This is a genomic window from Pseudomonas asiatica (assembly GCF_040214835.1).
In the GTDB taxonomy this organism is placed as follows: domain Bacteria; phylum Pseudomonadota; class Gammaproteobacteria; order Pseudomonadales; family Pseudomonadaceae; genus Aquipseudomonas; species Aquipseudomonas putida_Z.
This window is the reverse complement of sequence record NZ_CP157874.1, coordinates 5,067,581-5,092,255: the sequence shown is the minus strand read 5'-3', so window position 1 is coordinate 5,092,255 and position 24,675 is coordinate 5,067,581. Positions and strand designations below refer to the sequence as shown.

Sequence of the window (24,675 nt, the reverse complement as noted above, 5' to 3'; positions counted from 1 at the left end):
TCAAAGCGGCTTGCCGACTGACCCCGGATTTGAGTGACAACCATGCCAAAACGTACAGACATCAAAAGCATCCTGATTCTCGGCGCTGGCCCGATCGTGATCGGCCAGGCCTGCGAATTCGACTACTCCGGCGCCCAGGCTTGTAAGGCCCTGCGCGAGGAAGGTTTCCGCGTCATCCTGGTGAACTCCAACCCGGCCACCATCATGACCGACCCGGCCATGGCCGACGCCACCTACATCGAGCCGATCAAGTGGCAGTCGGTGGCCAAGATCATCGAGAAAGAGCGCCCGGACGCACTGCTGCCGACCATGGGTGGCCAGACTGCACTGAACTGCGCCCTGGACCTGGAGCGCCACGGCGTTCTGGAAAAGTTCGGCGTGGAAATGATCGGTGCCAACGCCGACACCATCGACAAGGCCGAAGACCGCTCGCGCTTCGACAAGGCGATGAAGGACATCGGCCTGGAGTGCCCGCGCTCCGGTATCGCCCACAGCATGGAAGAAGCCAACGCCGTCCTCGAGCGCCTGGGCTTCCCGTGCATCATCCGTCCGTCGTTCACCATGGGCGGCACCGGTGGTGGTATCGCCTACAACCGTGAAGAATTCGAAGAAATCTGCGCCCGTGGCCTGGACCTGTCGCCGACCAAGGAACTGCTGATCGACGAATCGCTGATCGGTTGGAAGGAATACGAGATGGAGGTGGTCCGCGACAAGAAGGACAACTGCATCATCGTCTGCTCGATCGAGAACTTCGACCCGATGGGCGTGCACACCGGTGACTCGATCACCGTTGCCCCGGCACAGACCCTGACCGACAAGGAATACCAGATCATGCGCAACGCCTCGCTGGCGGTGCTGCGTGAAATCGGTGTGGAAACCGGCGGTTCCAACGTGCAGTTCGGTATCTGCCCGAACACTGGCCGCATGGTCGTGATCGAGATGAACCCGCGCGTTTCGCGTTCCTCGGCGCTGGCCTCCAAGGCCACCGGCTTCCCGATCGCCAAGATCGCTGCCAAGCTGGCTGTTGGCTACACCCTCGACGAACTGCAGAACGACATCACCGGCGGCCGCACCCCGGCGTCCTTCGAACCGTCGATCGACTATGTCGTCACCAAGCTGCCGCGTTTCGCCTTCGAGAAATTCCCGAAAGCCGACGCCCGCCTGACCACCCAGATGAAGTCCGTGGGTGAAGTCATGGCCATCGGCCGTACCTTCCAGGAGTCCCTGCAGAAAGCCCTGCGCGGCCTGGAAGTCGGCGCCTGCGGCCTCGACCCGAAAGTCGACCTGGCCAACCCTGAAGCCAGCAGCATCCTCAAGCGCGAGCTGACCGTACCGGGCGCCGAGCGTATCTGGTACGTGGCCGACGCCATGCGTGCCGGCATGACCTGCGAGCAGATCTTCGACCTGACCGGCATCGATATGTGGTTCCTGGTGCAGATGGAAGACCTGATCAAGGAAGAAGAGAAGGTCAAGACCCTGGCCCTGTCGTCGATCGACAAGGACTACATGCTGCGCCTCAAGCGCAAGGGCTTCTCCGACCAGCGCCTGGCCAAGCTGCTGGGTATCACCGACAAGAACCTGCGCCGTCACCGCCACAAGCTGGAAGTGTTCCCGGTGTACAAGCGCGTCGACACCTGCGCTGCCGAGTTCGCCACCGACACCGCCTACCTGTACTCCACCTACGAGGAAGAGTGCGAGGCCAACCCGTCGACCCGCGACAAGATCATGATCCTGGGTGGCGGCCCTAACCGTATCGGCCAGGGTATCGAGTTCGACTACTGCTGCGTACACGCCGCACTGGCGCTGCGTGAAGACGGTTACGAGACCATCATGGTCAACTGCAACCCGGAAACCGTCTCCACCGACTACGACACCTCCGACCGTCTGTACTTCGAGCCGCTGACCCTGGAGGACGTGCTGGAAGTGTGCCGCGTCGAGAAGCCGAAAGGTGTGATCGTCCACTACGGCGGCCAGACCCCGCTGAAACTGGCCCGCGCCCTGGAAGAAGCCGGCGTACCGATCATCGGTACCAGCCCGGATGCCATCGACCGCGCCGAAGACCGCGAGCGCTTCCAGCAGATGGTTCAGCGCCTGAACCTGCTGCAGCCGCCAAACGCCACCGTGCGCAGCGAAGAAGAAGCCATCAGCGCCGCTGGCGGCATCGGCTACCCGCTGGTAGTGCGCCCGTCCTACGTGCTGGGCGGCCGTGCCATGGAAATCGTCTACGAACTGGACGAGCTCAAGCGCTACCTGCGTGAAGCCGTACAGGTGTCCAACGACAGCCCGGTACTGCTCGACCACTTCCTCAACTGCGCCATCGAGATGGATGTGGATGCGGTGTGCGACGGCACCGACGTGGTGATCGGCGCGATCATGCAGCACATCGAGCAGGCCGGCGTTCACTCCGGTGACTCGGCGTGCTCGCTGCCACCTTACTCGCTGAGCAAGGAAGTGCAGGACGAAGTCCGCGTACAGGTCAAGAAAATGGCCCTGGAGCTGGGCGTGGTCGGCCTGATGAACGTGCAGCTGGCCCTGCAGGGCGACAAGATCTACGTGATCGAAGTCAACCCGCGTGCTTCGCGTACCGTGCCGTTCGTCTCCAAGTGCATCGGCACCTCCCTGGCGATGATCGCAGCCCGCGTCATGGCCGGCAAAACCCTCAAAGAGCTGGGCTTCACCCAGGAAATCATCCCGAACTTCTACAGCGTCAAGGAAGCCGTCTTCCCGTTCGCCAAGTTCCCGGGGGTTGACCCGATCCTCGGCCCTGAGATGAAATCGACCGGTGAAGTCATGGGTGTCGGTGACAGCTTCGGTGAAGCCTTCGCCAAGGCCCAGATGGGGGCCAGCGAAGTGCTGCCGACTGGCGGTACCGCCTTCATCAGCGTGCGTGACGACGACAAGCCGCAAGTGGCTGGCGTTGCCCGCGACCTGATCGCCCTGGGCTTCGAAGTGGTTGCAACTGCCGGCACTGCCAAGGTTATCGAAGCGGCTGGCCTGAAAGTGCGCCGTGTGAACAAGGTGACCGAAGGTCGTCCGCACGTGGTCGACATGATCAAGAACGACGAAGTGTCGCTGATCATCAACACCACCGAAGGCCGCCAGTCGATCGCCGATTCCTACTCGATTCGTCGCAATGCGCTGCAGCACAAGATTTACTGCACCACTACCATTGCGGCCGGTGAAGCCATCTGCGAGGCGCTGAAATTCGGTCCGGAAAAGACCGTTCGTCGCCTGCAGGATCTGCATGCAGGACTGAAAGCATGAGCATTACCAAGTACCCGATGACCGTCCAGGGTGCTCGCGCCCTGGAAGAGGAGCACCTGTTCCTGAGCAAGACCGAGCGCCCGCGCCTGAGCCAGGCCATCGGCGAAGCACGTGAACTGGGCGACCTCAAGGAAAACGCCGAATACCATGCCGCCCGTGAAGAGCAGGGCATGGTCGAGGCGCGTATCCGCGATATCGAAGGCCGCCTGCAGAACTCGGTGGTGATCGACGTGACCACCATCCCTCACACCGGCAAGGTGATTTTCGGTACCACCGTGGTACTGGCCAACACCGAAACCGATGAAGAGGTGTCCTACCAGATCGTCGGCGAGGATGAAGCTGACGTGAAGCAGGGCAAGCTCTCGAGCGGTGCGCCGATTGCCCGTGCCATCATCGGCAAGGAAGAAGGTGATACTGTCGTCGTCAAGACGCCTAGCGGGACGGTCGAGTACGAGATTGTCGAAGTCAAGCACATCTGACCGGCGCCTGCGGGCGCCATCCCTCGAGGGGATCCTCTGGCAGCTGGCCCAGGTTTTCTGGGTCGGTGGCTTGTGGGTGTTTCACGTGGGCCTGGTGCCCGCGCTCAAGGTCAGTGGCCTGGCGCCGCTGCTGGTGCAGGATATCGCCGGGCAGATCGACCGCTGGTTGATCGGTGTGGCGCTGCTTGGCTTGTTGACCCAGCTGGCGGTGCTGGCAAGGGTGGACGGCCTGTCGGCCTGGTGGCAGCAGTTCCGTGGCCAGATGCTGTTGCTCGGCTTCGGTGCCTGCGTGGGGTATTACACCTTGCGCTACGGTATTTCCGTTGGCGAGCGCTGGCAGCTGCTCTGTTTCCTGGTGCTTGGCTTTTCCGGCATCGTGCTGGTGGCCCAGCCGGTTCCGGTCAAGGTGCGCCGCTAAACGGCTCGAGATCGCTGGGGCCGCTTTGCGGCCCTTTCGCGACACAAGGCCGCTCCCACAGGGATTGCGTTGTGCCGCAGGTCGGTGCAATCCCTGTGGGAGCGGCCTTGTGTCGCGATGGGCTGCGCAGCAGCCCCCCGTGCCGTTACTTGTAACGGTGGATATTGGACAGCTGCTTGTTCGGCTGTGGGTTCTTGCGGTAGATCAGGGCTTTCTTGCCAATGGTCTGCACCAGCTCGGCACGGCCGGCCTTGCACAGTTCGGCAATGGTCTCGGCCCGCTCTTCGCGGTCTTCCGAGCGAATTTCGACCTTGATCAGCTCATGGTCGACCAGGGCGCGCTCCAGTTCGGCGATGACGCCTTCATTCAAACCGTTGCCAGCAACGATCAGGACCGGCTTCAGGTCATGACCAATGGACTTGTATTGCTTCTTCTGCTCGTTATTGAGCGGCATAATCTGACCCTTTCCGTCTGATTCTGTAAAATTGACCGGCATTTTACCCGAGGGCCACCGGCTCCGCCCAGTCAATCACGACGCATATCATCGAGGTGCCCCGTGGTACAACGTTCCAAAAGCAGCGCAAACTGGCTGCGAGAGCATTTCAACGATCCTTTTGTGAAACAGGCACAAAAGGATGGCTACCGCTCGCGTGCGAGCTACAAATTGCTGGAGATCCAGGAAAAGGACCGGCTGATCCGCCCAGGCATGAGCGTGATCGACCTCGGCGCGGCTCCTGGTGGCTGGTCGCAGGTGACCAGTCGTCTGATTGGTGGCCAGGGCCGCCTGATCGCGTCCGACATCCTGGAGATGGACTCGATCCCTGATGTGACCTTCATCCAGGGCGATTTCACCCACGATGAAGTGCTGCAGCGCATTCTCGAGGCCGTCGGCGATTCGCACGTGGACCTTGTGATTTCCGACATGGCCCCCAATATGAGTGGTACGCCTGCGGTGGACATGCCGCGTGCCATGTTCCTCTGCGAGCTGGCCCTCGATCTGGCAACCCGCGTGCTGAAGCCCGGCGGCGATTTCCTGATCAAGATTTTCCAGGGCGAAGGTTTTGACGTGTACCTCAAAGACGTGCGCAGCAAGTTCGACAAGGTACAGATGCGCAAGCCGTCGTCGTCGCGTGACCGTTCCCGCGAGCAGTACCTGCTGGGCAGGGGTTTCAAAGGGGCATGAAAGGCGTTAAGCGTGGTGGCCGATAGTTATTTCCAATCGGCCGCTGCGTCAGGATCGTCCGAACTTCGTGTAGTCTAGCTTTCACAAAGGGTTACAGACGGTGCCTGCGGCTGCGTAGGTAATGTAGTAAGTTAGGGCGATGAATATCATGCGAGGAACGGCTGCGTCGTGCGCCGACCTCAGAGGGTAGCGAATTGAACGACATGGCAAAGAATCTGATCCTGTGGTTGATCATCGCAGCTGTCCTGGTGACAGTGATGAACAACTTCTCCAGCCCTAACGAGCCGCAGACCCTCAACTATTCCGACTTCATCCAGCAGGTCAAGGATGGCAAGGTCGAGCGTGTGACCGTCGACGGCTACATCATTACCGGCAAGCGCGCCGACGGCGACAATTTCAAGACCGTTCGCCCGGCCATTACCGACAACGGCCTGATCGGCGACCTGGTAGACAACCACGTCATCGTCGAAGGCAAGCAGCCTGAGCAGCAGAGCATCTGGACCCAGCTGCTGGTGGCGAGCTTCCCGATCCTGGTGATCATCGCCGTGTTCATGTTCTTCATGCGCCAGATGCAGGGCGGCGCGGGCGGCAAGGGCGGGCCGATGAGCTTCGGCAAGAGCAAGGCGCGCCTGCTGTCCGAAGACCAGGTCAAGACCACTCTGGCCGACGTTGCAGGTTGCGACGAAGCCAAGGAAGAGGTCGGCGAGCTGGTCGAGTTCCTGCGCGACCCGGGCAAGTTCCAGCGCCTGGGCGGCCGTATCCCGCGTGGCGTGCTGATGGTCGGCCCGCCCGGTACCGGTAAGACGTTGCTTGCCAAGGCCATCGCCGGCGAGGCGAAGGTGCCGTTCTTCACCATTTCCGGTTCGGACTTCGTGGAAATGTTCGTCGGTGTCGGTGCCAGCCGTGTGCGCGACATGTTCGAGCAGGCCAAGAAGCACGCCCCGTGCATCATCTTCATCGACGAGATCGACGCCGTTGGTCGCCACCGTGGCGCCGGCATGGGTGGCGGTCACGACGAGCGTGAGCAAACCCTCAACCAGTTGCTGGTGGAGATGGACGGCTTCGAAATGAACGATGGCATCATCGTCATCGCCGCTACCAACCGTCCGGACGTGCTCGACCCGGCTCTGTTGCGCCCCGGCCGCTTCGACCGCCAGGTGGTGGTTGGCCTGCCGGATATTCGTGGTCGTGAGCAGATCCTCAAGGTGCACATGCGCAAGGTGCCGGTCGGCGAGAACGTCAACCCGGCGGTCATTGCCCGTGGTACCCCTGGCTTCTCCGGTGCGGACCTGGCCAACCTGGTCAACGAGGCCTCGCTGTTTGCCGCGCGCGCCAACAAGCGCCTAGTCGAAATGAAAGAGTTCGAGCTGGCCAAGGACAAGATCATGATGGGCGCCGAGCGCAAGACCATGGTCATGTCCGAGAAAGAAAAGCAGAACACCGCTTACCATGAGGCTGGCCACGCCATTGTCGGTCGCCTGGTGCCTGAGCACGATCCGGTCTACAAGGTTTCGATCATTCCGCGCGGTCGTGCCCTGGGCGTGACCATGTTCCTGCCGGAAGAAGACCGCTACAGCCTGTCCAAGCGCGCACTGATCAGCCAGATCTGCTCGCTGTACGGCGGCCGTATTGCCGAAGAAATGACCCTGGGCTTCGACGGTGTCACTACCGGCGCGTCCAACGACATCATGCGTGCCAGCCAGATCGCCCGAAACATGGTGACCAAGTGGGGCCTTTCCGAAAAACTCGGCCCGCTGATGTACGCCGAGGAAGAAGGCGAGGTGTTCCTGGGTCGCAGTGCTGCCAGCCAGCACGCCAGCGTTTCCGGCGAAACCGCCAAGCTGATCGACTCGGAAGTGCGCAGTATCATCGACCAGTGCTACGCCACGGCCAAGCAGTTGCTCACCGACAACCGTGACAAGCTCGATGCCATGGCCGAAGCGCTGATGAAGTACGAGACCATCGACGCCGAGCAGATTGACGATATCATGGCCGGCCGTACCCCCCGCGAACCGCGCGACTGGGATGATGACTCGGCTTCGGGCAAGCCTGCAGCCCAAGGTGATCGCCCGGAATCGCCGATCGGCGGTCCAGCGGCTCAACACTAAGGGCATCTATGAGCTCAGCGCAGTACCCGACCCGGTTGCCTTGCGGCAACCGGGTTCTTGATTTGTCGCGTACCCATGTCATGGGTATTCTCAATATCACCCCTGATTCCTTCTCCGATGGCGGGCGCTTCAACCAGCGCGACGAGGCGTTGCGTCATGCCGAAGCGATGGTTGCCGCAGGCGCCACGCTGATCGACATCGGCGGCGAGTCCACGCGTCCGGGCGCGCGCGCGGTATCGGTGACCGAGGAGCTGGAGCGGGTAGCTCCCATGGTCGAGGCGATCAACAGCCGCCTCGATGTGGTCATCTCGGTCGATACCTCCACCCCGGCGGTCATGCGTGAATCGGCGCGCCTCGGTGCCGGGCTGATCAACGACGTGCGAGCCCTGGAGCGCGATGGCGCCCTGGACGCTGCCGCGGATACCGGCCTGCCGGTATGCCTCATGCACATGCGCGGCGAGCCGGGTAACATGCAGGACGACCCACATTACGAAGATGTGACTGCCGACGTTACGCGTTACCTTGAGCAGCGAATGGCCGCCTGCGCTGCGGCGGGCATCGACGCAAACAGAATCATCCTTGATCCGGGCTTCGGTTTCGCCAAGACACTGGCGCACAACCTGAGCCTGTTCAAGCATATGGAAGCGCTCTATCGCCTTGGGCGCCCGCTGCTGGTGGGTGTTTCACGCAAGAGCATGATCGGCCTGACGCTGGAACGTCCGGTCGGCGAGCGGTTGTACGGCAGCCTCGCGCTGGCGGCGTTGGCCATGACCAAGGGGGCGAGCATCCTTCGTGTCCATGACGTGGCCGAAACCGTTGATGTGGTGCGCATGATCGCTGCGGTGCAAAACGCCGAATAAGAACATTGGAGTCCCTATGAGCAGAAAATACTTTGGTACCGACGGCATTCGTGGCCGCGTCGGCGAATACCCGATCACGCCTGACTTCATGCTGAAGCTTGGTTGGGCGGCCGGCATGGCCTTCCGCAAGCAAGGCCACTGCCGGGTGCTGGTTGGCAAGGACACGCGTATTTCCGGCTACATGTTCGAGTCCGCACTCGAAGCCGGCCTGTCCGCGGCAGGTGCCGACGTGATGCTGCTCGGGCCGATGCCTACGCCGGCCATCGCCTACCTGACGCGTACCTTCCACGCCGAAGCCGGCATCGTCATCAGCGCCTCGCACAACCCGCACGATGACAACGGCATCAAGTTCTTCTCGGGCCAGGGGACCAAGCTGCCGGACGAAGTCGAGCTGATGATCGAGGAATTGCTCGACCAGCCGATGACCGTTGTCGAGTCGGGCAAGCTGGGCAAGGTTTCGCGCATCAACGATGCCGCCGGCCGCTACATCGAGTTCTGCAAGAGCAGCGTGCCGAGCAGCACCAGCTTCGACGGCCTCAAGCTGGTGGTCGATTGCGCCCATGGCGCCACCTACAAGGTCGCGCCAAGCGTGTTCCGCGAGCTGGGTGCCGACGTGACCGTGCTGCATGCCCAGCCCGACGGCCTGAACATCAACGAAGGCTGTGGCTCGACTCACATCGAATCGCTGCAGGCTGCCGTGCTGGTCGGTCATGCCGACCTGGGCATCGCCTTCGACGGTGATGGCGACCGAGTGCTGATGGTCGACCACACCGGCGCCATCGTCGATGGTGACGAACTGCTGTTCATCATCGCCCGCGACATGCAGGAGCGGGGCAAGCTGCAGGGCGGGGTAGTGGGCACGCTGATGAGCAACCTGGGCCTGGAGCTTGCGCTGAAGGAGCTGGATATCCCGTTCGTGCGGGCCAAGGTCGGTGACCGTTATGTCATGGCCGAGCTGCTGGAGCGTGAGTGGCTGGTCGGTGGTGAAAACTCCGGTCACGTCGTGTGCTGCAATCACACCACCACTGGTGACGCGATAATCGCTGCGCTGCAGGTGCTGATGGCGCTCAAGCGCCGTGGCGAAACCCTCGCCCAGGCTCGTCAGGCCCTGCGCAAGTGCCCGCAGGTGCTGATCAACGTGCGCTATGGCGCCAGCAAGGTCGACCCGCTGGAGCACCCGGCGGTCAAGGAAGCCAGTGCCAAGGTGACCGAGGCCTTGGCCGGCCGCGGCCGCGTGCTGCTGCGCAAATCCGGTACCGAGCCGTTGGTGCGGGTGATGGTCGAGGGCGAGGACGAAAGCCAGGTGCGTGCGCACGCAGAAGCGTTGGCCAAACTGGTCGGCGAAGTTTGTGTCTGAAGGCGCTTGCCAGCGCAGATAGGGTTGGGTACTATCTGCGCCCACTTTGACCGACGAGGTAAAGCATGCGTCGCCCTATGGTAGCTGGTAACTGGAAGATGCACGGTACCCGCGCTAGCGTCGCTGAGCTGACCGAAGGCTTGAGAAATCTGGCCTTGCCGAGCGGAGTGGAAGTCGCGGTGTTTCCACCGGCCTTGTTCATCAATCAAGTGATCGATGGCCTGGCAGGCAAGGAAATTACTGTCGGCGCACAGAATTCTGCAGTACAACCCGAACAGGGTGCGCTGACCGGAGAAGTTGCTCCGGAACAGCTGGTTGAAGCAGGCTGCAAGTTGGTGTTGATTGGTCATTCGGAGCGTCGCCAGATCATTGGTGAAACCGACGAAGTGCTCAATCGCAAGTTTGCAGCGGCCCAAGCCAAAGGTTTGAAGCCAGTGCTTTGCATCGGGGAAACCCTTGAAGAGCGCGAGGCCGGCAAAACGCTCGAAGTTGTCGGGCGTCAACTAAGCAGTATCATCGAGGCATTCGGTGTTAAGGCTTTTGCCAATGCAGTAATTGCCTATGAGCCTGTATGGGCCATTGGCACTGGCCTTACGGCCACGCCACAGCAGGCCCAGGATGTGCATGCAGCCATCCGCGGCCAGCTGGCGGCAGAAGATGCTGAAGTGGCTGCGAAGGTGCAGTTGCTCTACGGCGGCAGCGTGAAGGCGGCCAATGCGGCCGAACTGTTCGGCATGCCGGATATCGATGGGGGGCTCATTGGTGGAGCTTCCCTGAACGCAGACGAATTCGGTGCAATTTGTCGCGCCGCAGGAAACTGAACAAATGCTGGAAACAGTCATCGTTGTTTTTCATCTGTTGGCAGCGCTGTCGCTTGTAGTGCTGGTTCTGTTGCAACAGGGTAAAGGTGCGGAAGCAGGTGCATCTTTCGGCGCGGGTGCTTCAAATACCGTGTTCGGGAGCCAGGGCTCTGCAACGTTCCTGAGTAAATTAACTGCTATACTCGCTGCCACTTTCTTTTTGACAGCACTTGGGTTAGGATACTTCGCGAAGCAACAAGCTCACCAGCTTAGCCAAGCAGGTCTTCCAGATCCAGCAGTGCTAGAAGTGAAAGAGCCGCAGAAACCGGCAGTTAATGATGATGTACCGGTGCTCCAGCAGCAGAAGAGCGAAACCACTCCTAATACGGGTGATGTACCTCCTCCAGCACAAGAGCAGAAGTAACGGGTTTCAAGTAGTAGTATTGCCGAGGTGGTGGAATTGGTAGACACGCAACCTTGAGGTGGTTGTGCCCATAGGGTGTAGGGGTTCGAGTCCCCTTCTCGGTACCAATTAAAGCTTGAGAGCCCGCTTTAGCGGGCTTTCTTGCAGGTGAAGGTTCGGATTTGACCCTCAGGAGGGTTCGGTCTTATACTTTCGCCCCAGCTTTGTCGCGGGGTGGAGCAGCTTGGTAGCTCGTCGGGCTCATAACCCGAAGGTCGTTGGTTCAAATCCAGCCCCCGCAACCAGCTTCAGCGGAGCCCCTTTTCAGGGGCTTTTTGCTAACCGAACAGTTTTCGGCGTCGTTGTCCAACGGCGCTTTCAGGGATGGGCGCTTCGCCCATTTTTTATTTGCACAGCATGCACGAGGGGGTTCAGGTGTCGAGCAAGCTAGAACAGTTGCAGGCCTTGTTGGCCCCGGTTGTCGAGGGTCTGGGCTATCAATGCTGGGGGATCGAATACGTTTCCCAGGGTAAGCATTCGGTACTGCGCATCTACATCGACAAGGAAGGCGGCATTCTGGTGGACGACTGCGAAGCGGTCAGCCGTCAGGCCAGCGCAATTCTCGATGTGGAAGATCCGATCAGCAGTGAATACACCCTCGAGGTGTCTTCTCCAGGCATGGATCGCCCACTGTTCACTCTGGAACAGTTTGCCTCGCATGCCGGCGAACAAGTGAAGATCAAGCTGCGCTCACCCTTCGAGGGTCGTCGTAACTTCCAGGGCCTTCTCCGCGGTGTGGAGGAGCAGGACGTGGTGGTCCAGGTGGACAATCAAGAGTTCCTGTTGCCGATCGACTCGATCGACAAGGCCAATATTATTCCCAGTTTTGACTGAGACGTGCCGGGCCCGGCGGACTATCCGGGCCCAATGGCTTGCGCAAGGCGAGGCGTACGATGAGCAAAGAAGTACTGCTGGTTGTTGAATCGGTATCCAACGAAAAAGGTGTACCGCCCGGCGTCATTTTCGAAGCGCTGGAAGTGGCACTGGCCACTGCAACCAAAAAACGTTTTGAAGACGAAGTCGACCTGCGTGTGGAAATCAACCGCCACACCGGTAGCTACGAGACCTTCCGTCGCTGGACCGTGGTCGACGAAGCCGATCTTGATGATCCGGCGATCGAGACCTGGTTGAGCAAGATTCACGAAACCCACCCTGAAGCCAAGGTCGGTGACGTGATCGAAGAGAAGATCGAGTCCATCGAGTTCGGTCGTATTGCCGCCCAGACCGCCAAGCAGGTCATCGTGCAGAAGGTCCGCGAGGCCGAGCGTGCCCAGGTGGTCGATGCCTACCGCGAGCGCGTTGGCGAGATCATCTCCGGTACCGTCAAAAAGGTTACCCGCGACAACGTCATCGTTGACCTGGGCAACAACGCAGAGGCCCTGCTGGCCCGCGAAGACATCATTCCGCGTGAGACCTTCCGTGTTGGCGTGCGCCTGCGTGCGCTGCTCAAGGAAATTCGCACCGAGAACCGTGGCCCTCAGCTGATCCTGTCGCGCACCGCGCCACAGATGCTGATCGAGCTTTTCCGCATCGAAGTGCCGGAAATTGCCGAAGGCCTCATCGAAGTCATGGCTGCCTCCCGTGATCCGGGTTCGCGAGCCAAGATCGCCGTCCGCTCCAAGGACAAGCGCATCGACCCGCAAGGCGCCTGCATCGGCATGCGTGGTTCGCGCGTCCAGGCCGTATCCGGGGAGCTGGGTGGTGAGCGTGTGGATATCGTCCTGTGGGACGATAACCCGGCGCAGTTTGTCATCAACGCCATGTCGCCGGCTGAAGTCGCGGCGATCATCGTTGATGAAGATGCCCATGCCATGGACATCGCCGTTGCCGAGGACAACCTGGCCCAGGCCATTGGTCGTGGCGGTCAGAACGTTCGCCTGGCCAGTCAGCTGACCGGCTGGACCCTGAACGTGATGACCGAGAAGGACATCCAGGCCAAGCAGCAGGCCGAAACCGGTGACATCCTGCGCAATTTCATCGATGAACTGGAAGTCGACGAGGAGCTGGCCCAAGTGCTGGTCGACGAAGGCTTCACCAGCCTCGAAGAAATTGCCTACGTACCGTTGGAAGAAATGCTCAACATCGATGGCTTTGACGAAGATATCGTCAACGAGCTCCGCGCTCGAGCCAAGGACCGTTTGTTGACCAAGGCCATCGCTACCGAAGAAAAACTGGCAGACGCCCATCCGGCTGACGACCTGCTCTCCCTCGAGGGCATGGACAAGGACCTGGCGGCGGAACTGGCGGTGCGCGGCGTGGTTAACCGCGAAGACCTGGCCGAGCAGTCGATCGACGATCTGCTCGACATCGACGGCATCGACGAAGAGCGTGCCGGCAAGTTGATCATGGCCGCCCGAGCCCACTGGTTCGAGTAATTAGGCGCGGCCTGAGGAGAGAAGTGCATGACGCAAGTCACGGTGAAAGAACTGGCCCAAGAGGTCGAGGCACCGGTAGAGCGCCTGCTGCAGCAGATGCGTGAGGCAGGTCTGCCGCACACCGACGCCGGTCAGGTAGTGACCGACAATGAGAAGCAGACCTTGCTGACTCATTTGAAGAGCAGCCACAAGAGCAAGGCGGAAGAACCGCGCAAGATTACCTTGCAGCGCAAAACCACCAGCACCCTGCGTGTCGCCGGTAGCAAGAGCATCAGCGTAGAAGTACGCAAGAAGAAAGTATTCGTGCAGCGCAGCCCGGAAGAAATCCAGGCTGAGCAGAAGCGTGAACTGGATGAGCGCCGCGCGGCTGAAAATGCCGCTCGCGAGAAGGTCGAGGCCGAAGTTCGCCAGCGCAACGAAGAGCAGGCTCGCCGTCAGGCCGCCGATACCGCTGCTGCAGCCCCTGCGCCTGCCGCCAAGCCAGAGTCGGCGCCAGCCGCTGCCCCGGCCCCGGTAGTTGCCGATGCCCCGGCGTCCGAAGACGCCGCAGCCCGTGCCGCCGAGCGCAAGAAGGACGAAGCCCGTCGCAACGAAGGCCGCACCCGTGACGAAGACCGTCGTGGTGGCGAGCGTCGTGGCGAGGCCCCGCGCGTGTCGATCAAGGTCAAGGTCAAGGAGAAGGAAAAGGCTCCGACTCCTCGTGCCGCACCGCGCACCACCGATGAAGAGAGCGATGGCGTACGCCGTGGCCGCGGTGGCAAGAGCAAGCTGAAGAAGCGCAATCAGCACGGCTTCCAGAACCCGACCGGTCCAGTCATCCGTGACGTGACCATCGGCGAGACCATCACCGTCTCGGAACTGGCCCAACAGATGTCGGTCAAGGCCGCTGAAGTGGTCAAGTTCATGTTCAAGCTGGGTACCCCGGTCACCATCAACCAGGTGCTCGACCAGGAAACCGCTCAGCTGGTCGCCGAAGAACTGGGCCACAAAGTGACCCTGGTCAGCGATACCGCCTTGGAAGACTCCCTGGCCGAATCGCTGAAATTCGAAGGTGAAGTCGAATCGCGTGCGCCGGTCGTTACCGTCATGGGTCACGTTGACCACGGCAAGACCTCGCTGCTCGACTACATCCGTCGTGCCAAGGTTGCCGCTGGCGAAGCCGGTGGTATTACCCAGCACATCGGTGCCTACCACGTGGAAACCGACCGCGGCATGGTCACCTTCCTCGATACCCCAGGCCACGCTGCGTTCACCGCAATGCGTGCCCGTGGTGCCAAGGCTACCGACATCGTCATCCTGGTGGTGGCGGCGGACGACGGCGTGATGCCGCAAACCCGCGAAGCCGTTCAGCATGCCAAGGCAGCTGGCGTTCCGCTGGTGGTTGCGGTGAACAAGATCGACAAGCCGGGTGCCGATATCGATCGCATCCGCAACGAGCTGGCCGTCGAAGGCGTGACCTCCGAGGACTGGGGTGGTGACACTCCGTTCGTCAAGGTTTCGGCGAAGATGGGTACCGGCGTCGACGAACTGCTCGAAGCTGTCCTGCTGCAGGCCGAGATCCTCGAGCTGACCGCTACCCCGACCGCTCCAGGTCGTGGCGTGGTTGTCGAATCGCGTCTGGACAAGGGCCGTGGCCCGGTGGCTACCATCCTGGTTCAGGACGGTACCCTGCGTCAGGGCGACATGGTCCTGTGCGGTTCCAACTATGGCCGCGTGCGCGCCATGCTCGACGAGAACGGCAAGCCTGTGAAGGAAGCCGGCCCGTCGATCCCGGTCGAAATCCTCGGCCTGGACGGTACCCCGGAAGCCGGTGACGAGCTGTCCGTGGTTGCCGACGAGAAGAAGGCCCGTGAAGTTGCCCTGTTCCGTCAAGGCAAGTACCGCGAGGTCAAGCTGGCCCGTGCTCACGCCGGCAAGCTGGAAAACATCTTCGAGACCATGGGTCAGGAAGAGAAGAAGACCCTCAACATCGTCCTCAAGACCGACGTGCGTGGTTCCCTGGAAGCACTGCAGGGTTCGCTGTCGGGCCTGGGCAACGACGAAGTTCAGGTACGCGTGATCGGTGGCGGCGTCGGTGGTATCACCGAAAGCGACGCCAACCTGGCGCTGGCTTCGAATGCAGTACTGTTCGGCTTCAACGTGCGTGCCGATGCCGGCGCGCGCAAGATCGTCGAGCAGGAAGGTCTGGATATGCGTTACTACAACGTGATCTACGACATCATCGAAGACGTCAAGAAGGCCCTGACCGGCATGCTCGGCAGCGATGTTCGCGAGAACATCCTGGGTGTCGCCGAAGTACGTGACGTGTTCCGTTCGCCGAAGTTCGGCGCCATCGCTGGCTGTATGGTCATCGAGGGTACCGTGTACCGCAACCGTCCGATCCGCGTACTGCGCGAAGACGTTGTGATCTTCGAAGGCGAACTGGAGTCGCTGCGTCGCTTCAAGGACGACGCCTCCGAAGTGCGTAACGGCATGGAGTGCGGTATTGGCGTGAAGAGCTACAACGACGTCAAGGTCGGCGACAAGATCGAAGTCTTCGAGAAAGTCCAGGTTGCTCGTACCCTTTAAGGGTGAGCAGGGCGCCAGCCCCCGCCGCAGGGCGGTGGGCAGTGCCTCAGTAGGTAGCGCCCGGTCAGGCATCAGCCTGACCGGGCGTTTGCCGCTTTAAGTTACAGGTAGCAAGAATGGCCAAAGAATACAGCCGTACCCAACGTATCGGTGATCAGATGCAGCGCGAGCTGGCCGAGCTGATCCGCCGTGAAGTCAAGGACCCCCGCGTCGGTCTGGTCACCATCACCGCTGTGGATGTCAGCCGCGACCTAGGCCATGCCAAGGTCTTCATCACCGTCATGGGCGAAGAAACGCCAGACGCAGTGCAGCAGTCGCTCAAGGCCCTGAACAGCGCCGCCAGCTTCCTGCGCCTGCACCTGGGCCGCTCGATGCAGCTGCGCAGCGTGCCGCAACTGCATTTCCACTTCGACGAAAGCGTCAGCCGCGGTGTCCACCTGTCGGCACTGATCGAGCGCGCGGTCGCCGAAGACCGTCTGCACAAGGATGCCGACAAGCCGGACGCCGAGGAGTAAGCGGTGGCCCAGGTCAAACGTATCCGCCGCAACGTCAGCGGCATCATCCTGCTCGACAAGCCGCTGGGCTTTACCTCCAACGCCGCCCTGCAAAAGGTGCGCTGGCTGCTCAACGCGGAAAAGGCCGGCCACACCGGCAGCCTCGACCCGCTGGCAACCGGCGTGTTGCCGCTGTGCTTCGGCGAAGCGACCAAGTTTTCGCAGTACCTGCTCGATTCCGACAAGGGCTACGAAACGGTCATGCAGATGGGGCAGACTACCAACACCGGTGATGCCGAAGGTGAGGTGCTGCAGACCCGCGAGGTGACCGTTGGTCGCGCCGACATCGAGGCCCTGCTGCCGCGTTTTCGTGGCCAGATCAGCCAGATACCGCCGATGTACTCGGCGCTCAAGCGTGACGGCCAGCCGCTGTACAAGCTGGCACGTGCAGGAGAGGTAGTGGAGCGCGAGGCGCGTTCTGTTACTATTGGCCGCTTGGAGTTGCTCGAGTGCGAAGGCACCCGTGCACGGTTGAGCGTAGGATGCAGCAAAGGCACCTATATCCGCACCCTGGTGGAGGATATCGGCGAGGCCCTTGGTTGCGGCGCCTATGTCGCCGAGCTGCGCAGGACCCAGGCCGGGCCTTTCGCGCTGGCACAGACGGTCACCCTCGAGGACCTCGAACAGGCCCACGCCGAAGGCGGCAACGAAGCGCTCGACCGCTTCCTCATGCCCTCGGACAGCGGCCTGCAGGACTGGCCGCTGGTGTGCCTGTCCGAACACAGTGCGTTCTACTGGCTGCATGGGCAGGCGGTACGCGCGCCGGACGCGCCACAATTTGGCATGGTCCGGGTACAGGATCACAATGCACGCTTCATCGGTATCGGTGAAGTGAGCGAAGACGGGCGCATTGCGCCGCGTCGGCTGATTCGGTCGGAATGACCGAAACCGTGAGGCCAGGCAGTTGCCAGGCCCCACGGCACCAAGGGTGGCTGTCAGTAGGCACGGTCACACCTTTTTTATTAATACAGGGATTTGTCCCTGGCCTATTGGACCCCGCATGCGGGATCCGTTATCAGGAGAAGCCAAATGGCCCTCAGCGTTGAAGAAAAAGCTCAGATCGTTGCCGAATACCAGCAAGCCGCCGGCGATACCGGTAGCCCGGAAGTGCAGGTTGCTCTGCTGACCGCCAACATCAACAAGCTGCAAGGCCACTTCAAGGCCAACGACAAAGACCACCACTCCCGTCGTGGTCTGATTCGTATGGTCAACCAGCGTCGTAAGCTGCTGGACTACCTGAAGGGCAAAGACACCACTCGTTACAGCGCCCTGATCGGTCGCCTGGGTCTGCGTCGCTAATAGCGGCCTGGCCAGTGGTGTGCATGGCGTGTCGCAGGCTTCGGCAGGGCTGTTTTGCAGTGCTGCCGTTGGACACGCCACGCGTATCTCCGAGGTTGGCAGCCTGGCAATGCTGAGCGGATTTTCCGCTTGGTGCCAGGCTCCCAGCCTCGTGTTGTATCTGGACGGTCAATGGGGCCGATTCCCCGTTCTGCCCAAGAATTCGCAAGAAACCAGTTCCCCCAAGAGCCACTGAAAAAGGTAGGAAACCGTGAACCCGGTAATCAAGACTTTCCAGTTCGGTCAATCGACCGTTACTCTCGAAACGGGCCGTATTGCCCGTCAGGCAACCGGCGCCGTGCTGGTGACCGTCGACAACGACGTCACCGTGCTGGTGACTGTGGTAGGCGCCAAACAGGCCGATCCAGGCAAGGGTTTCTTCCCGCTGTCGGTCCACTACCAGGAAAAGACCTACGCCGCCGGCAAGATCCCGGGTGGCTTCTTCAAGCGTGAAGGCCGTCCTTCCGAGAAAGAGACCCTGACCTCGCGCCTGATCGACCGTCCGATCCGTCCGCTGTTCCCGGAAGGCTTCATGAACGAAGTGCAGGTAGTCTGCACCGTGGTTTCCACCAGCAAGAAGACCGACCCTGACATCGCTGCGATGATCGGTACCTCGGCTGCCCTGGCCATTTCCGGCATTCCGTTCGAAGGCCCGATCGGCGCCGCTCGCGTTGCCTTCCACGAAAGCACCGGCTACCTGCTGAACCCGACCTACGAGCAACTGGCTGCCTCGAGCCTGGACATGGTCGTTGCCGGTACCTCCGACGCTGTACTGATGGTTGAATCGGAAGCCAAAGAGCTGACCGAAGACCAGATGCTGGGCGCCGTACTGTTCGCCCACGACGAATTCCAGGCCGTGATCCAGGCCGTCAAGGAACTGGCCGCCGAAGCCGGCAAGCCGACCTGGGACTGGCAGCCAGCCCCAGCCAACGTCGAGCTGATGAACCTGGTGCGTGGCGAGTTCGGCGAAGCCGTTTCGCAGGCCTACACCATCACCCAGAAGGCTGACCGTTACAACCGCCTGGGCCAGCTGCGCGACGAGGCTGTTGCCCGTCTGAGCAACGAAGAGACCGGCCCGTCCGCCGGCGCCATCAAGGACATCTTCGGCGAGCTGGAATACCGCACCGTCCGCGAGAACATCGTCAACGGCAAACCGCGTATCGACGGCCGTGACACCCGCACCGTGCGCCCACTGAACATCGAAGTCGGCGTATTGCCGAAGACCCACGGTTCGGCGCTGTTCACCCGTGGCGAAACCCAGGCCCTGGTCGTCGCGACCCTGGGTACTGCCCGTGACGCCCAGCTGCTGGACACCCTGGAAGGCGAGAAGAAAGACCCGTTCATGCTGCACTACAACTTCCCGCCATTCTCGGTGGGTGAGTGCGGTCGCATGGGCGGCGCCGGCCGTCGTGAAATCGGCCACGGCCGCCTGGCCCGTCGTGGCGTGCAGGCCATGCTGCCGAGCGACAGCGACTTCCCTTACACCATCCGCGTGGTATCGGAAATCACCGAATCCAACGGTTCCAGCTCCATGGCTTCGGTCTGTGGTGCTTCCCTGGCCCTGATGGACGCCGGTGTACCGATGAAGGCACCGGTTGCCGGTATCGCCATGGGCCTGGTCAAGGAAGGTGACAAGTTCGCCGTCCTGACCGACATCCTGGGTGACGAAGACCACCTGGGCGACATGGACTTCAAGGTAGCCGGTACCGCCAAGGGTGTTACTGCGCTGCAGATGGACATCAAGATCAACGGCATCACCGAAGAGATCATGGAAATCGCCCTGGGCCAGGCCCTGGAAGCGCGCCTGAACATCCTCGGCCAGATGAACCAGATCATCGCCCAGTCGCGTAGCGAGCTGTCGGCCAACGCCCCGACCATGATCGCGATGAAGATCGACACCGACAAGATCCGTGACGTCATCGGTAAAGGTGGTGCCACCATTCGCGCCATCTGCGAAGAGACCAAGGCTTCGATCGACATCGAAGACGATGGCTCGATCAAGATCTTCGGCGAAACCAAGGAAGCGGCAGAGGCTGCCAAGCAGCGCATCCTGGGCATCACCGCCGAGGCCGAGATCGGCAAGATCTACGTCGGCAAGGTCGAGCGCATCGTCGACTTCGGTGCCTTCGTCAACATCCTGCCTGGCAAGGACGGCCTGGTGCACATCTCCATGCTGAGCGATGCTCGCGTCGAGAAAGTCACCGACATCCTGAAAGAAGGCCAGGAAGTCGAAGTACTGGTACTGGACGTGGACAACCGCGGCCGTATCAAGCTGTCGATCAAGGACGTTGCCGCGGCCAAGGCCTCGGGCGTCTAAGCGACTGCCACGCAACAGGAAAAGGGCCCTTCGGGGCCCTTTTTTCATGGGCGAAAGGGAACCTTTTGCGGACTTGCATCTTGCATGCAGGTTTACCGTGCAGATTGCAAAATGCACGACGACGGGAATGCTGGTTTTTCGCTAACTTATTGATTTGTAAGGAAACAAGCGAAGCGGAAAAGCTGGCACAGCGCGTGCAACTACCTTCATACCTGACGCCAGGACATACGGCGCAGACCTTTCGAAAAACAGGAGTGACTCACATGAAGAAGTTCGCCATTGCTGCCGCTACTGCTACCGCCCTGACCCTGACCATGGCTAACGGCGCATTCGCTGCAGAGCCAACCCAGGCTCCAGTCATGTTGGCCGCCAATACCGTGGACAACGCCAAGCAGGAAGGTTCTGACACCTGGATCACTACCAAAGTGAAAGCGGACCTGCTGACTGAAAAAGGTATTCCAGGCAGCGACATCAAAGTCGAGACCAGCCAAGGTGTCGTCTCGCTGTCGTCTGACGTGGCGGTGACTCAGTCCCAGAAAGAAGAAGCTGTTCGTATTACCAAGAACATCAAAGGCGTCAAGAGTGTGATGTCGGACGGCCTGAAAGCCGAATAAGGAATGTCCCGTCGGCCAAAAGGATTTGGCCACCTTCGCTCCGAGCCCCGGCTATTTGCCGGGGCTTTTCATTGGTGGCTAGTACACCGGATTACGCGCAATCACATCACTCTCGAAGCATTCCTGTTCGACGATCAGCGGCTCGACCAACGGCCGGCTATCGCGAAAGTGCGCAGTCTGCGTATGCGCGTCATACGCCGCATCATCGCGGTAGATCTCGTACAGGTAGATCACCTCCGGGTCGACCCGGTCCTGCGACACATCGAACACCAGGCAGCCAGGTTCGTTGGCAACGGAAGCCGCGGCATTGACCTTGATCGCAGTCAGAAATTCATCGGCGTAACCGGGCTTCACTCGGGTCTTGATGAACAGGCTATACACAAGGCTCTCCTTTTGTTTTAAATTCTATTATGAATTGTATACAAAAATGGAGCCTCGCCAATGTCCGAATTGCCTGCACGCCCTGGCCGCCTGAACGGCCTGCGTCATATTGCCTTGTTGGTACCCAACCTGGAGGAGTGTGAACGCTTCTACGTCGATGTGCTGGGCATGGAAGTGCTGAACCGCGCCAACGAAGACCTGGTGTACCTCACTTGTGGTAACGACAACCTGTCGCTGGGGCGCGGGGCAGGGGCGGCCAATGGGTTGCAGACCCTGGACCACTATGGGTTCATCGTCGATAGCGTGGAGGAGCTGGAAGCCTGGTACCAGTACTTCAAGGCGCACGGCGTGACCTTGCTGGACCGGCCGTTCAACCATGGTGACGGGGCGCGCAGCTTCCACCTGTTGGACCCGGCAGGGAACAAGGTGCAGCCGTTGTACCATCCGGCGGTGTCGGGGCAGCGTTTGGTGTGAAGCCTGTACCGGCCTCTTCGCGGCGGTTCGGCGCCCCGATGAGCCCGCTCCCACAGGTACTGCACAGGCCTTGAACTGTGTGCGGTCCCTGTGGGAGCGGGCAAGCCCGCGAAGAGGCCAGACCTGCTAGTAGAAGTTACTCGGCATCCAGATGCATCGGTGTCACCACCCGCCCATCGCTCTCGGCCTGGCCCAGGTTGGTATCGATGAAGTACACCCGGTCATCTTCCAGCTGGCCCTTGTCCACCAGGTAATCCTTGATGCTGCTGGCCCGCTCCTGGCCCAGCGTGCGCAGTAGCGCAGTACTCTCGGCCCAGGACTTGATCACCGCCTCGCGCAGCTTGGCGGTGCGCTCTTCGCGGCCCAGTTGCTCCCATTCGGCAGGCGGCTGCTGCTTCAGGCGGTTACGGTAGATACCTTCGAGCATCGCCGGTTTGTCACTGTCGTCGACCACCAGCATCGAGGCATTGGCCGGCACCTTGTCACCGCGACGCTGCAGGATCTTGTACCAGGTGGCCTGGTACTCGCGCTCCAGGCGCTGCTGGGCGATCAGCGGGCCATCGCTGGCCTGGGCGCTGGTGCCTTCGATTTCCAGGCGCAGTTCCGGGCGTTCCTTCAGGGCCGACGCCAGCTTGTCCAGCGATGCCTGGGCGTCGCTACCGAGCTCGCTGGAGCCCGGGGCGAAGGCCACGTTGCCCAGGTCTTCCGAGCCACCGCCGGCAACCAGCCCGCCAATGAACTTGAACGGTGCCTGCGCCGCACGCAACACCAGGTTGCGCAGGGTTTGCCAGACGATCGGCATCACGCTGAACTGCGGGTTGTTGAGGTCGCCGGACACCGGCAGCTCGATCGAGATCTTGCCTTCGGTGTCCTTCAGCAGCGCCACCGCCAGGCGGATCGGCAGGTCCACGGCGTCCGGGCTGTCGACCTTCTCGCCCAACTGCAGCTGCTCTACCACCACCTTGTTTTCAGCCTTCAGCTGGCCATTGGTGATCAGGTAGTGCAGGTCGAGGTTGAGCCGGCCCTTGCGGATGCGGAAGCCGGCGAACTTGCCGGAGTAGGGGGTGAGTGTGGTCAGCTCGACCCGCTTGAAGCTGGTGGCGATGTCCAGGCTGGCCAGCGGGTTGAACGGGTTGAGGGCGCCTTTGATGGTGACCGGCGCGTAGCGGTCGACCTTGCCCTTGACGTCGACCTTGGCCGGCACCGGCTTGCGGTTGTCGATGGTGCCGATCCGGCCGTTGAGCTGCTGGATGGCCGTGGCGAAGTTGGGGGTGAGGGACAGGTCAGCGAAGTTGGCCGAGCCGTCGTTGATGTCGATCTGGCCGATGTGGATGCCCAGCGGCTTGTCGTTGCTGGCAGCGGCCGGCTTGGCCTGGCTGGTCGCCGGGGCGCCGGCCGGCTGCGGGATCAGCAGGTCGTTGATGTTGGTGGTGCGGTCCTCGTTGATGATGAAGCGCGCATAGGGTTGCAGCAGAGTCACCTTGTCGATCGACAGCGCATCGCCGTGCACGTAGGACAGGCCGTCGACGTTCACCTGCTGCCATTTGACGAAGTCACGGCTCTTGATGGTGTCAAGGGTGTGCAGCTGGCTGACCTGTGCCTTGCCGGTAACGCTGAAGGCCAGCGGTGCGGTGTTCTTCAGGTCGACCTTGAGGTCGCTGGCGAGCATGCCGCTGCGCAGCTCCAGCAGGATGAACGGGCTGATATAGGCCTGGGCCACTCGCAGGTCGATGTCGCGGGTGCTCACGTCCAGCTTGGCCCAGATGGGCGCCAGGTTGACCTGGCCGGCCGCCTGCAGTTTGCCTTGCTTGCCCACGCCGGTATCGAGCTTGAGGGTGAAGGGCGACTTGTTGAGGCTGTCGAAACCTTGCAGGTCGGCGTTGAGCGGGCCGACGTCGAGGGCCACCGGCTCCTTCTGGGTACGGTCTGCCAGGTGCACCAGGTAGTTACGCAGTTGCACATCCTTGAGCAGCACCTGCCAGGGTTTGCTCGGCTCCTTGGCGGCTTGCTGTTCGGGCGTGGGTTCGGCGGCTGCCGGCTCGGCCTTTTCCTTCGGCGTAGCCTTGGCCGGCTGGCTGGCGAACAGCTTCTGCCAGTCAAGCTGGCCGTCCTTTTCCAGCGCAGCCCAGGTTTCCAGTTTTTCGCTGCGGATCTTGCCCACGGTGACCAGCTGCTTGACCAGGTCGACCGAGGTTTCGCTTACTTCCAGGCTGGCCAGGCGTGCCAGCGGGCGGCCATCCGGGGCCTTGATGGCAAACGGGGCGATGCGCACCGACGCGTTGTCCAGCAACAGTTCGGTCTGTTTGGCAAGGTTGAGCTTGTAGCGGGTGTCGAGGCTGACCACGCCCTCTTCCAGCACCAGTGGCACGGCATCGCGCACATAGGGCCAGAATGCCTTCATCTTGCCTTCGGTGATCTTCAGTGTGCCTTCAGAGGCGATCGGCGCCAGACTCAGGGTACCTTTCCAGTCGATACGCCCGCCGTTGGGGCCGATGGCCACCAGGGTCATGTCGGCATTGTCGTTGGGCAGGGTGCTGAGGTTTTTCAGCTCCAGGTTCATGTTGTCGTAGAGGAACTCGATCGGCTCGCTCGGGCGCAGGTCCTCGAAGTGCAGGTAGCCGTCGCTGAGCTTGATGCTGCCGATGCGTAGCGGGAACGGGTCGCTGGGCGGCTCGTCGGGCTTGGCTTCGCTGGCTGGCAGCTTGAACAGGCGGGTCAGGTTGAGGATACCGTCCTTGGCGAACAGTACTTCGTTGCGTGGTTTGACCAGTTCCACGGCGTCCAGGTGCAGGGCACCGCTCCACAGGCTGTCGAGCGAGAGGTTGGCGTACAGCCGCTCGAAGCCGACCTGCTCCTTGCCCGGCTCGCCGATCTGCAGGCCCCACAGCGTCAGCTCGAGGCTGAAGGGGTTGAGCTCGATCCGTTCGAGGTGGGCAGGCACGGTCGCGTACTGGGCCAACTGCTGGTTGGCGATGCGCAGCGCGACACCGGGGAGAACGAGAAAGCCGAGAAGGCTGTAGAGGGCTACGAGGGCCAGCAGTGCGCCAGCGGCGCGAGTCAATCCTTTGTACATGTGTCGCTTCGTCTGTCTAAGCAGGAGAGCTTGGAGTATGGCACGTTAA

21 protein-coding genes and 2 tRNA genes are annotated in these 24,675 nt (G+C 61.3%); 20 read left to right on the top strand and 3 right to left on the bottom strand.

From position 1 onward, the window contains the following. Nucleotides 1–42: 42 nt before the first annotated feature. Genes carB through ABNP31_RS22710 form a run of 3 tightly spaced genes read left to right on the top strand, consistent with a single transcriptional unit; the run spans nucleotide 43 to nucleotide 4,161 of the window. Entirely contained in the window at nucleotides 43–3,264 is a 3,222-nt protein-coding gene (gene carB / locus ABNP31_RS22720; RefSeq protein ID WP_015271865.1) for a carbamoyl-phosphate synthase large subunit, read from the top strand. Then, nucleotides 3,261–3,743 carry a transcription elongation factor GreA gene (greA, locus tag ABNP31_RS22715; RefSeq protein WP_013974292.1) on the top strand — a complete coding sequence of 161 codons (483 nt, stop codon included), beginning with the start codon at nucleotides 3,261–3,263 and terminating at the stop codon, nucleotides 3,741–3,743. Before carB ends, greA begins: the two co-directional genes overlap by 4 nt. Then, nucleotides 3,721–4,161, top strand: a complete 441-nt coding sequence (locus ABNP31_RS22710) for a hypothetical protein (RefSeq protein WP_049798463.1) — start codon at nucleotides 3,721–3,723, stop codon at nucleotides 4,159–4,161. Before greA ends, ABNP31_RS22710 begins: the two co-directional genes overlap by 23 nt. Nucleotides 4,162–4,306: 145 nt before the next feature. On the opposite strand, the gene yhbY is transcribed toward ABNP31_RS22710, so the two are convergent. Then, nucleotides 4,307–4,615 (bottom strand): ribosome assembly RNA-binding protein YhbY, encoded by a 309-nt coding sequence (yhbY, locus tag ABNP31_RS22705; RefSeq protein ID WP_003249945.1) that lies wholly within the window; start codon nucleotides 4,613–4,615, stop codon nucleotides 4,307–4,309. 102 nt (nucleotides 4,616–4,717) lie between these two features. On the opposite strand from yhbY, the gene rlmE reads away from it, so the two are divergent. The 16 genes from rlmE (at nucleotide 4,718) to ABNP31_RS22625 (ending at nucleotide 20,698) form a co-directional block, all read left to right on the top strand. After that, complete coding sequence (gene rlmE / locus ABNP31_RS22700) at nucleotides 4,718–5,344, top strand: 23S rRNA (uridine(2552)-2'-O)-methyltransferase RlmE (protein ID WP_025340705.1); 627 nt, start codon at nucleotides 4,718–4,720, stop codon at nucleotides 5,342–5,344. Nucleotides 5,345–5,547: 203 nt separating this feature from the next. Further along, nucleotides 5,548–7,452, top strand: coding sequence for an ATP-dependent zinc metalloprotease FtsH (ftsH, locus tag ABNP31_RS22695; RefSeq protein WP_025340704.1), 1,905 nt, complete (start codon nucleotides 5,548–5,550; stop codon nucleotides 7,450–7,452). Between the two features lie 8 nt (nucleotides 7,453–7,460). Next, complete coding sequence (gene folP, locus ABNP31_RS22690; protein ID WP_075046426.1) at nucleotides 7,461–8,312, top strand: dihydropteroate synthase; 852 nt, start codon at nucleotides 7,461–7,463, stop codon at nucleotides 8,310–8,312. 16 nt (nucleotides 8,313–8,328) lie between these two features. Continuing rightward, the gene (gene glmM / locus ABNP31_RS22685; RefSeq protein WP_085591700.1) at nucleotides 8,329–9,669 is read left to right on the top strand and encodes a phosphoglucosamine mutase; all 1,341 of its coding nucleotides are present in this window, start codon (nucleotides 8,329–8,331) and stop codon (nucleotides 9,667–9,669) included. Nucleotides 9,670–9,734: 65 nt separating this feature from the next. Continuing rightward, complete coding sequence (gene tpiA, locus ABNP31_RS22680) at nucleotides 9,735–10,490, top strand: triose-phosphate isomerase (RefSeq protein WP_025340701.1); 756 nt, start codon at nucleotides 9,735–9,737, stop codon at nucleotides 10,488–10,490. 4 nt (nucleotides 10,491–10,494) lie between these two features. Then, the gene (gene secG / locus ABNP31_RS22675) at nucleotides 10,495–10,893 is read left to right on the top strand and encodes a preprotein translocase subunit SecG (protein ID WP_015271857.1); all 399 of its coding nucleotides are present in this window, start codon (nucleotides 10,495–10,497) and stop codon (nucleotides 10,891–10,893) included. Between the two features lie 21 nt (nucleotides 10,894–10,914). Continuing rightward, a tRNA-Leu gene (locus tag ABNP31_RS22670) sits at nucleotides 10,915–11,000 on the top strand. A 100-nt stretch (nucleotides 11,001–11,100) separates the two neighbouring features. Beyond that, nucleotides 11,101–11,177 (top strand) — tRNA-Met (locus tag ABNP31_RS22665). A gap of 130 nt (nucleotides 11,178–11,307) precedes the next feature. Beyond that, a complete protein-coding gene (gene rimP / locus ABNP31_RS22660; RefSeq protein WP_003249960.1) occupies nucleotides 11,308–11,766 on the top strand; it encodes a ribosome maturation factor RimP in 459 nt (152 codons plus the stop codon). A gap of 59 nt (nucleotides 11,767–11,825) precedes the next feature. Next, complete coding sequence (nusA, locus tag ABNP31_RS22655; RefSeq protein WP_003258062.1) at nucleotides 11,826–13,307, top strand: transcription termination factor NusA; 1,482 nt, start codon at nucleotides 11,826–11,828, stop codon at nucleotides 13,305–13,307. 27 nt (nucleotides 13,308–13,334) lie between these two features. Further along, a complete protein-coding gene (gene infB, locus ABNP31_RS22650) occupies nucleotides 13,335–15,875 on the top strand; it encodes a translation initiation factor IF-2 (RefSeq protein ID WP_085663613.1) in 2,541 nt (846 codons plus the stop codon). A gap of 116 nt (nucleotides 15,876–15,991) precedes the next feature. Continuing rightward, nucleotides 15,992–16,390, top strand: coding sequence for a 30S ribosome-binding factor RbfA (rbfA, locus tag ABNP31_RS22645; protein ID WP_025340699.1), 399 nt, complete (start codon nucleotides 15,992–15,994; stop codon nucleotides 16,388–16,390). 3 nt (nucleotides 16,391–16,393) lie between these two features. Continuing rightward, the gene (gene truB, locus ABNP31_RS22640; protein ID WP_350012786.1) at nucleotides 16,394–17,311 is read left to right on the top strand and encodes a tRNA pseudouridine(55) synthase TruB; all 918 of its coding nucleotides are present in this window, start codon (nucleotides 16,394–16,396) and stop codon (nucleotides 17,309–17,311) included. Between the two features lie 147 nt (nucleotides 17,312–17,458). Further along, complete coding sequence (rpsO, locus tag ABNP31_RS22635) at nucleotides 17,459–17,728, top strand: 30S ribosomal protein S15 (protein ID WP_003249971.1); 270 nt, start codon at nucleotides 17,459–17,461, stop codon at nucleotides 17,726–17,728. Between the two features lie 250 nt (nucleotides 17,729–17,978). After that, nucleotides 17,979–20,084: a polyribonucleotide nucleotidyltransferase gene (pnp, locus tag ABNP31_RS22630; protein ID WP_025340698.1), complete on the top strand. Its 2,106-nt coding sequence runs from the start codon at nucleotides 17,979–17,981 to the stop codon at nucleotides 20,082–20,084. Nucleotides 20,085–20,347: 263 nt separating this feature from the next. Then, nucleotides 20,348–20,698 carry a BON domain-containing protein gene (locus ABNP31_RS22625; protein ID WP_025340697.1) on the top strand — a complete coding sequence of 117 codons (351 nt, stop codon included), beginning with the start codon at nucleotides 20,348–20,350 and terminating at the stop codon, nucleotides 20,696–20,698. Between the two features lie 78 nt (nucleotides 20,699–20,776). Here ABNP31_RS22625 and ABNP31_RS22620 read toward each other — a convergent pair whose 3' ends face one another. Next, nucleotides 20,777–21,079: a putative quinol monooxygenase gene (locus tag ABNP31_RS22620; protein ID WP_350012785.1), complete on the bottom strand. Its 303-nt coding sequence runs from the start codon at nucleotides 21,077–21,079 to the stop codon at nucleotides 20,777–20,779. A 60-nt stretch (nucleotides 21,080–21,139) separates the two neighbouring features. Between ABNP31_RS22620 and ABNP31_RS22615 the strand changes: the two genes are divergently transcribed. Continuing rightward, nucleotides 21,140–21,553 carry a VOC family protein gene (locus ABNP31_RS22615; protein ID WP_010955354.1) on the top strand — a complete coding sequence of 138 codons (414 nt, stop codon included), beginning with the start codon at nucleotides 21,140–21,142 and terminating at the stop codon, nucleotides 21,551–21,553. 136 nt (nucleotides 21,554–21,689) lie between these two features. Here the strand turns inward: ABNP31_RS22615 and ABNP31_RS22610 are convergent, their stop codons facing one another. Beyond that, nucleotides 21,690–24,626, bottom strand: a complete 2,937-nt coding sequence (locus tag ABNP31_RS22610; RefSeq protein WP_350012784.1) for a DUF748 domain-containing protein — start codon at nucleotides 24,624–24,626, stop codon at nucleotides 21,690–21,692. Nucleotides 24,627–24,675 lie beyond the last annotated feature (49 nt).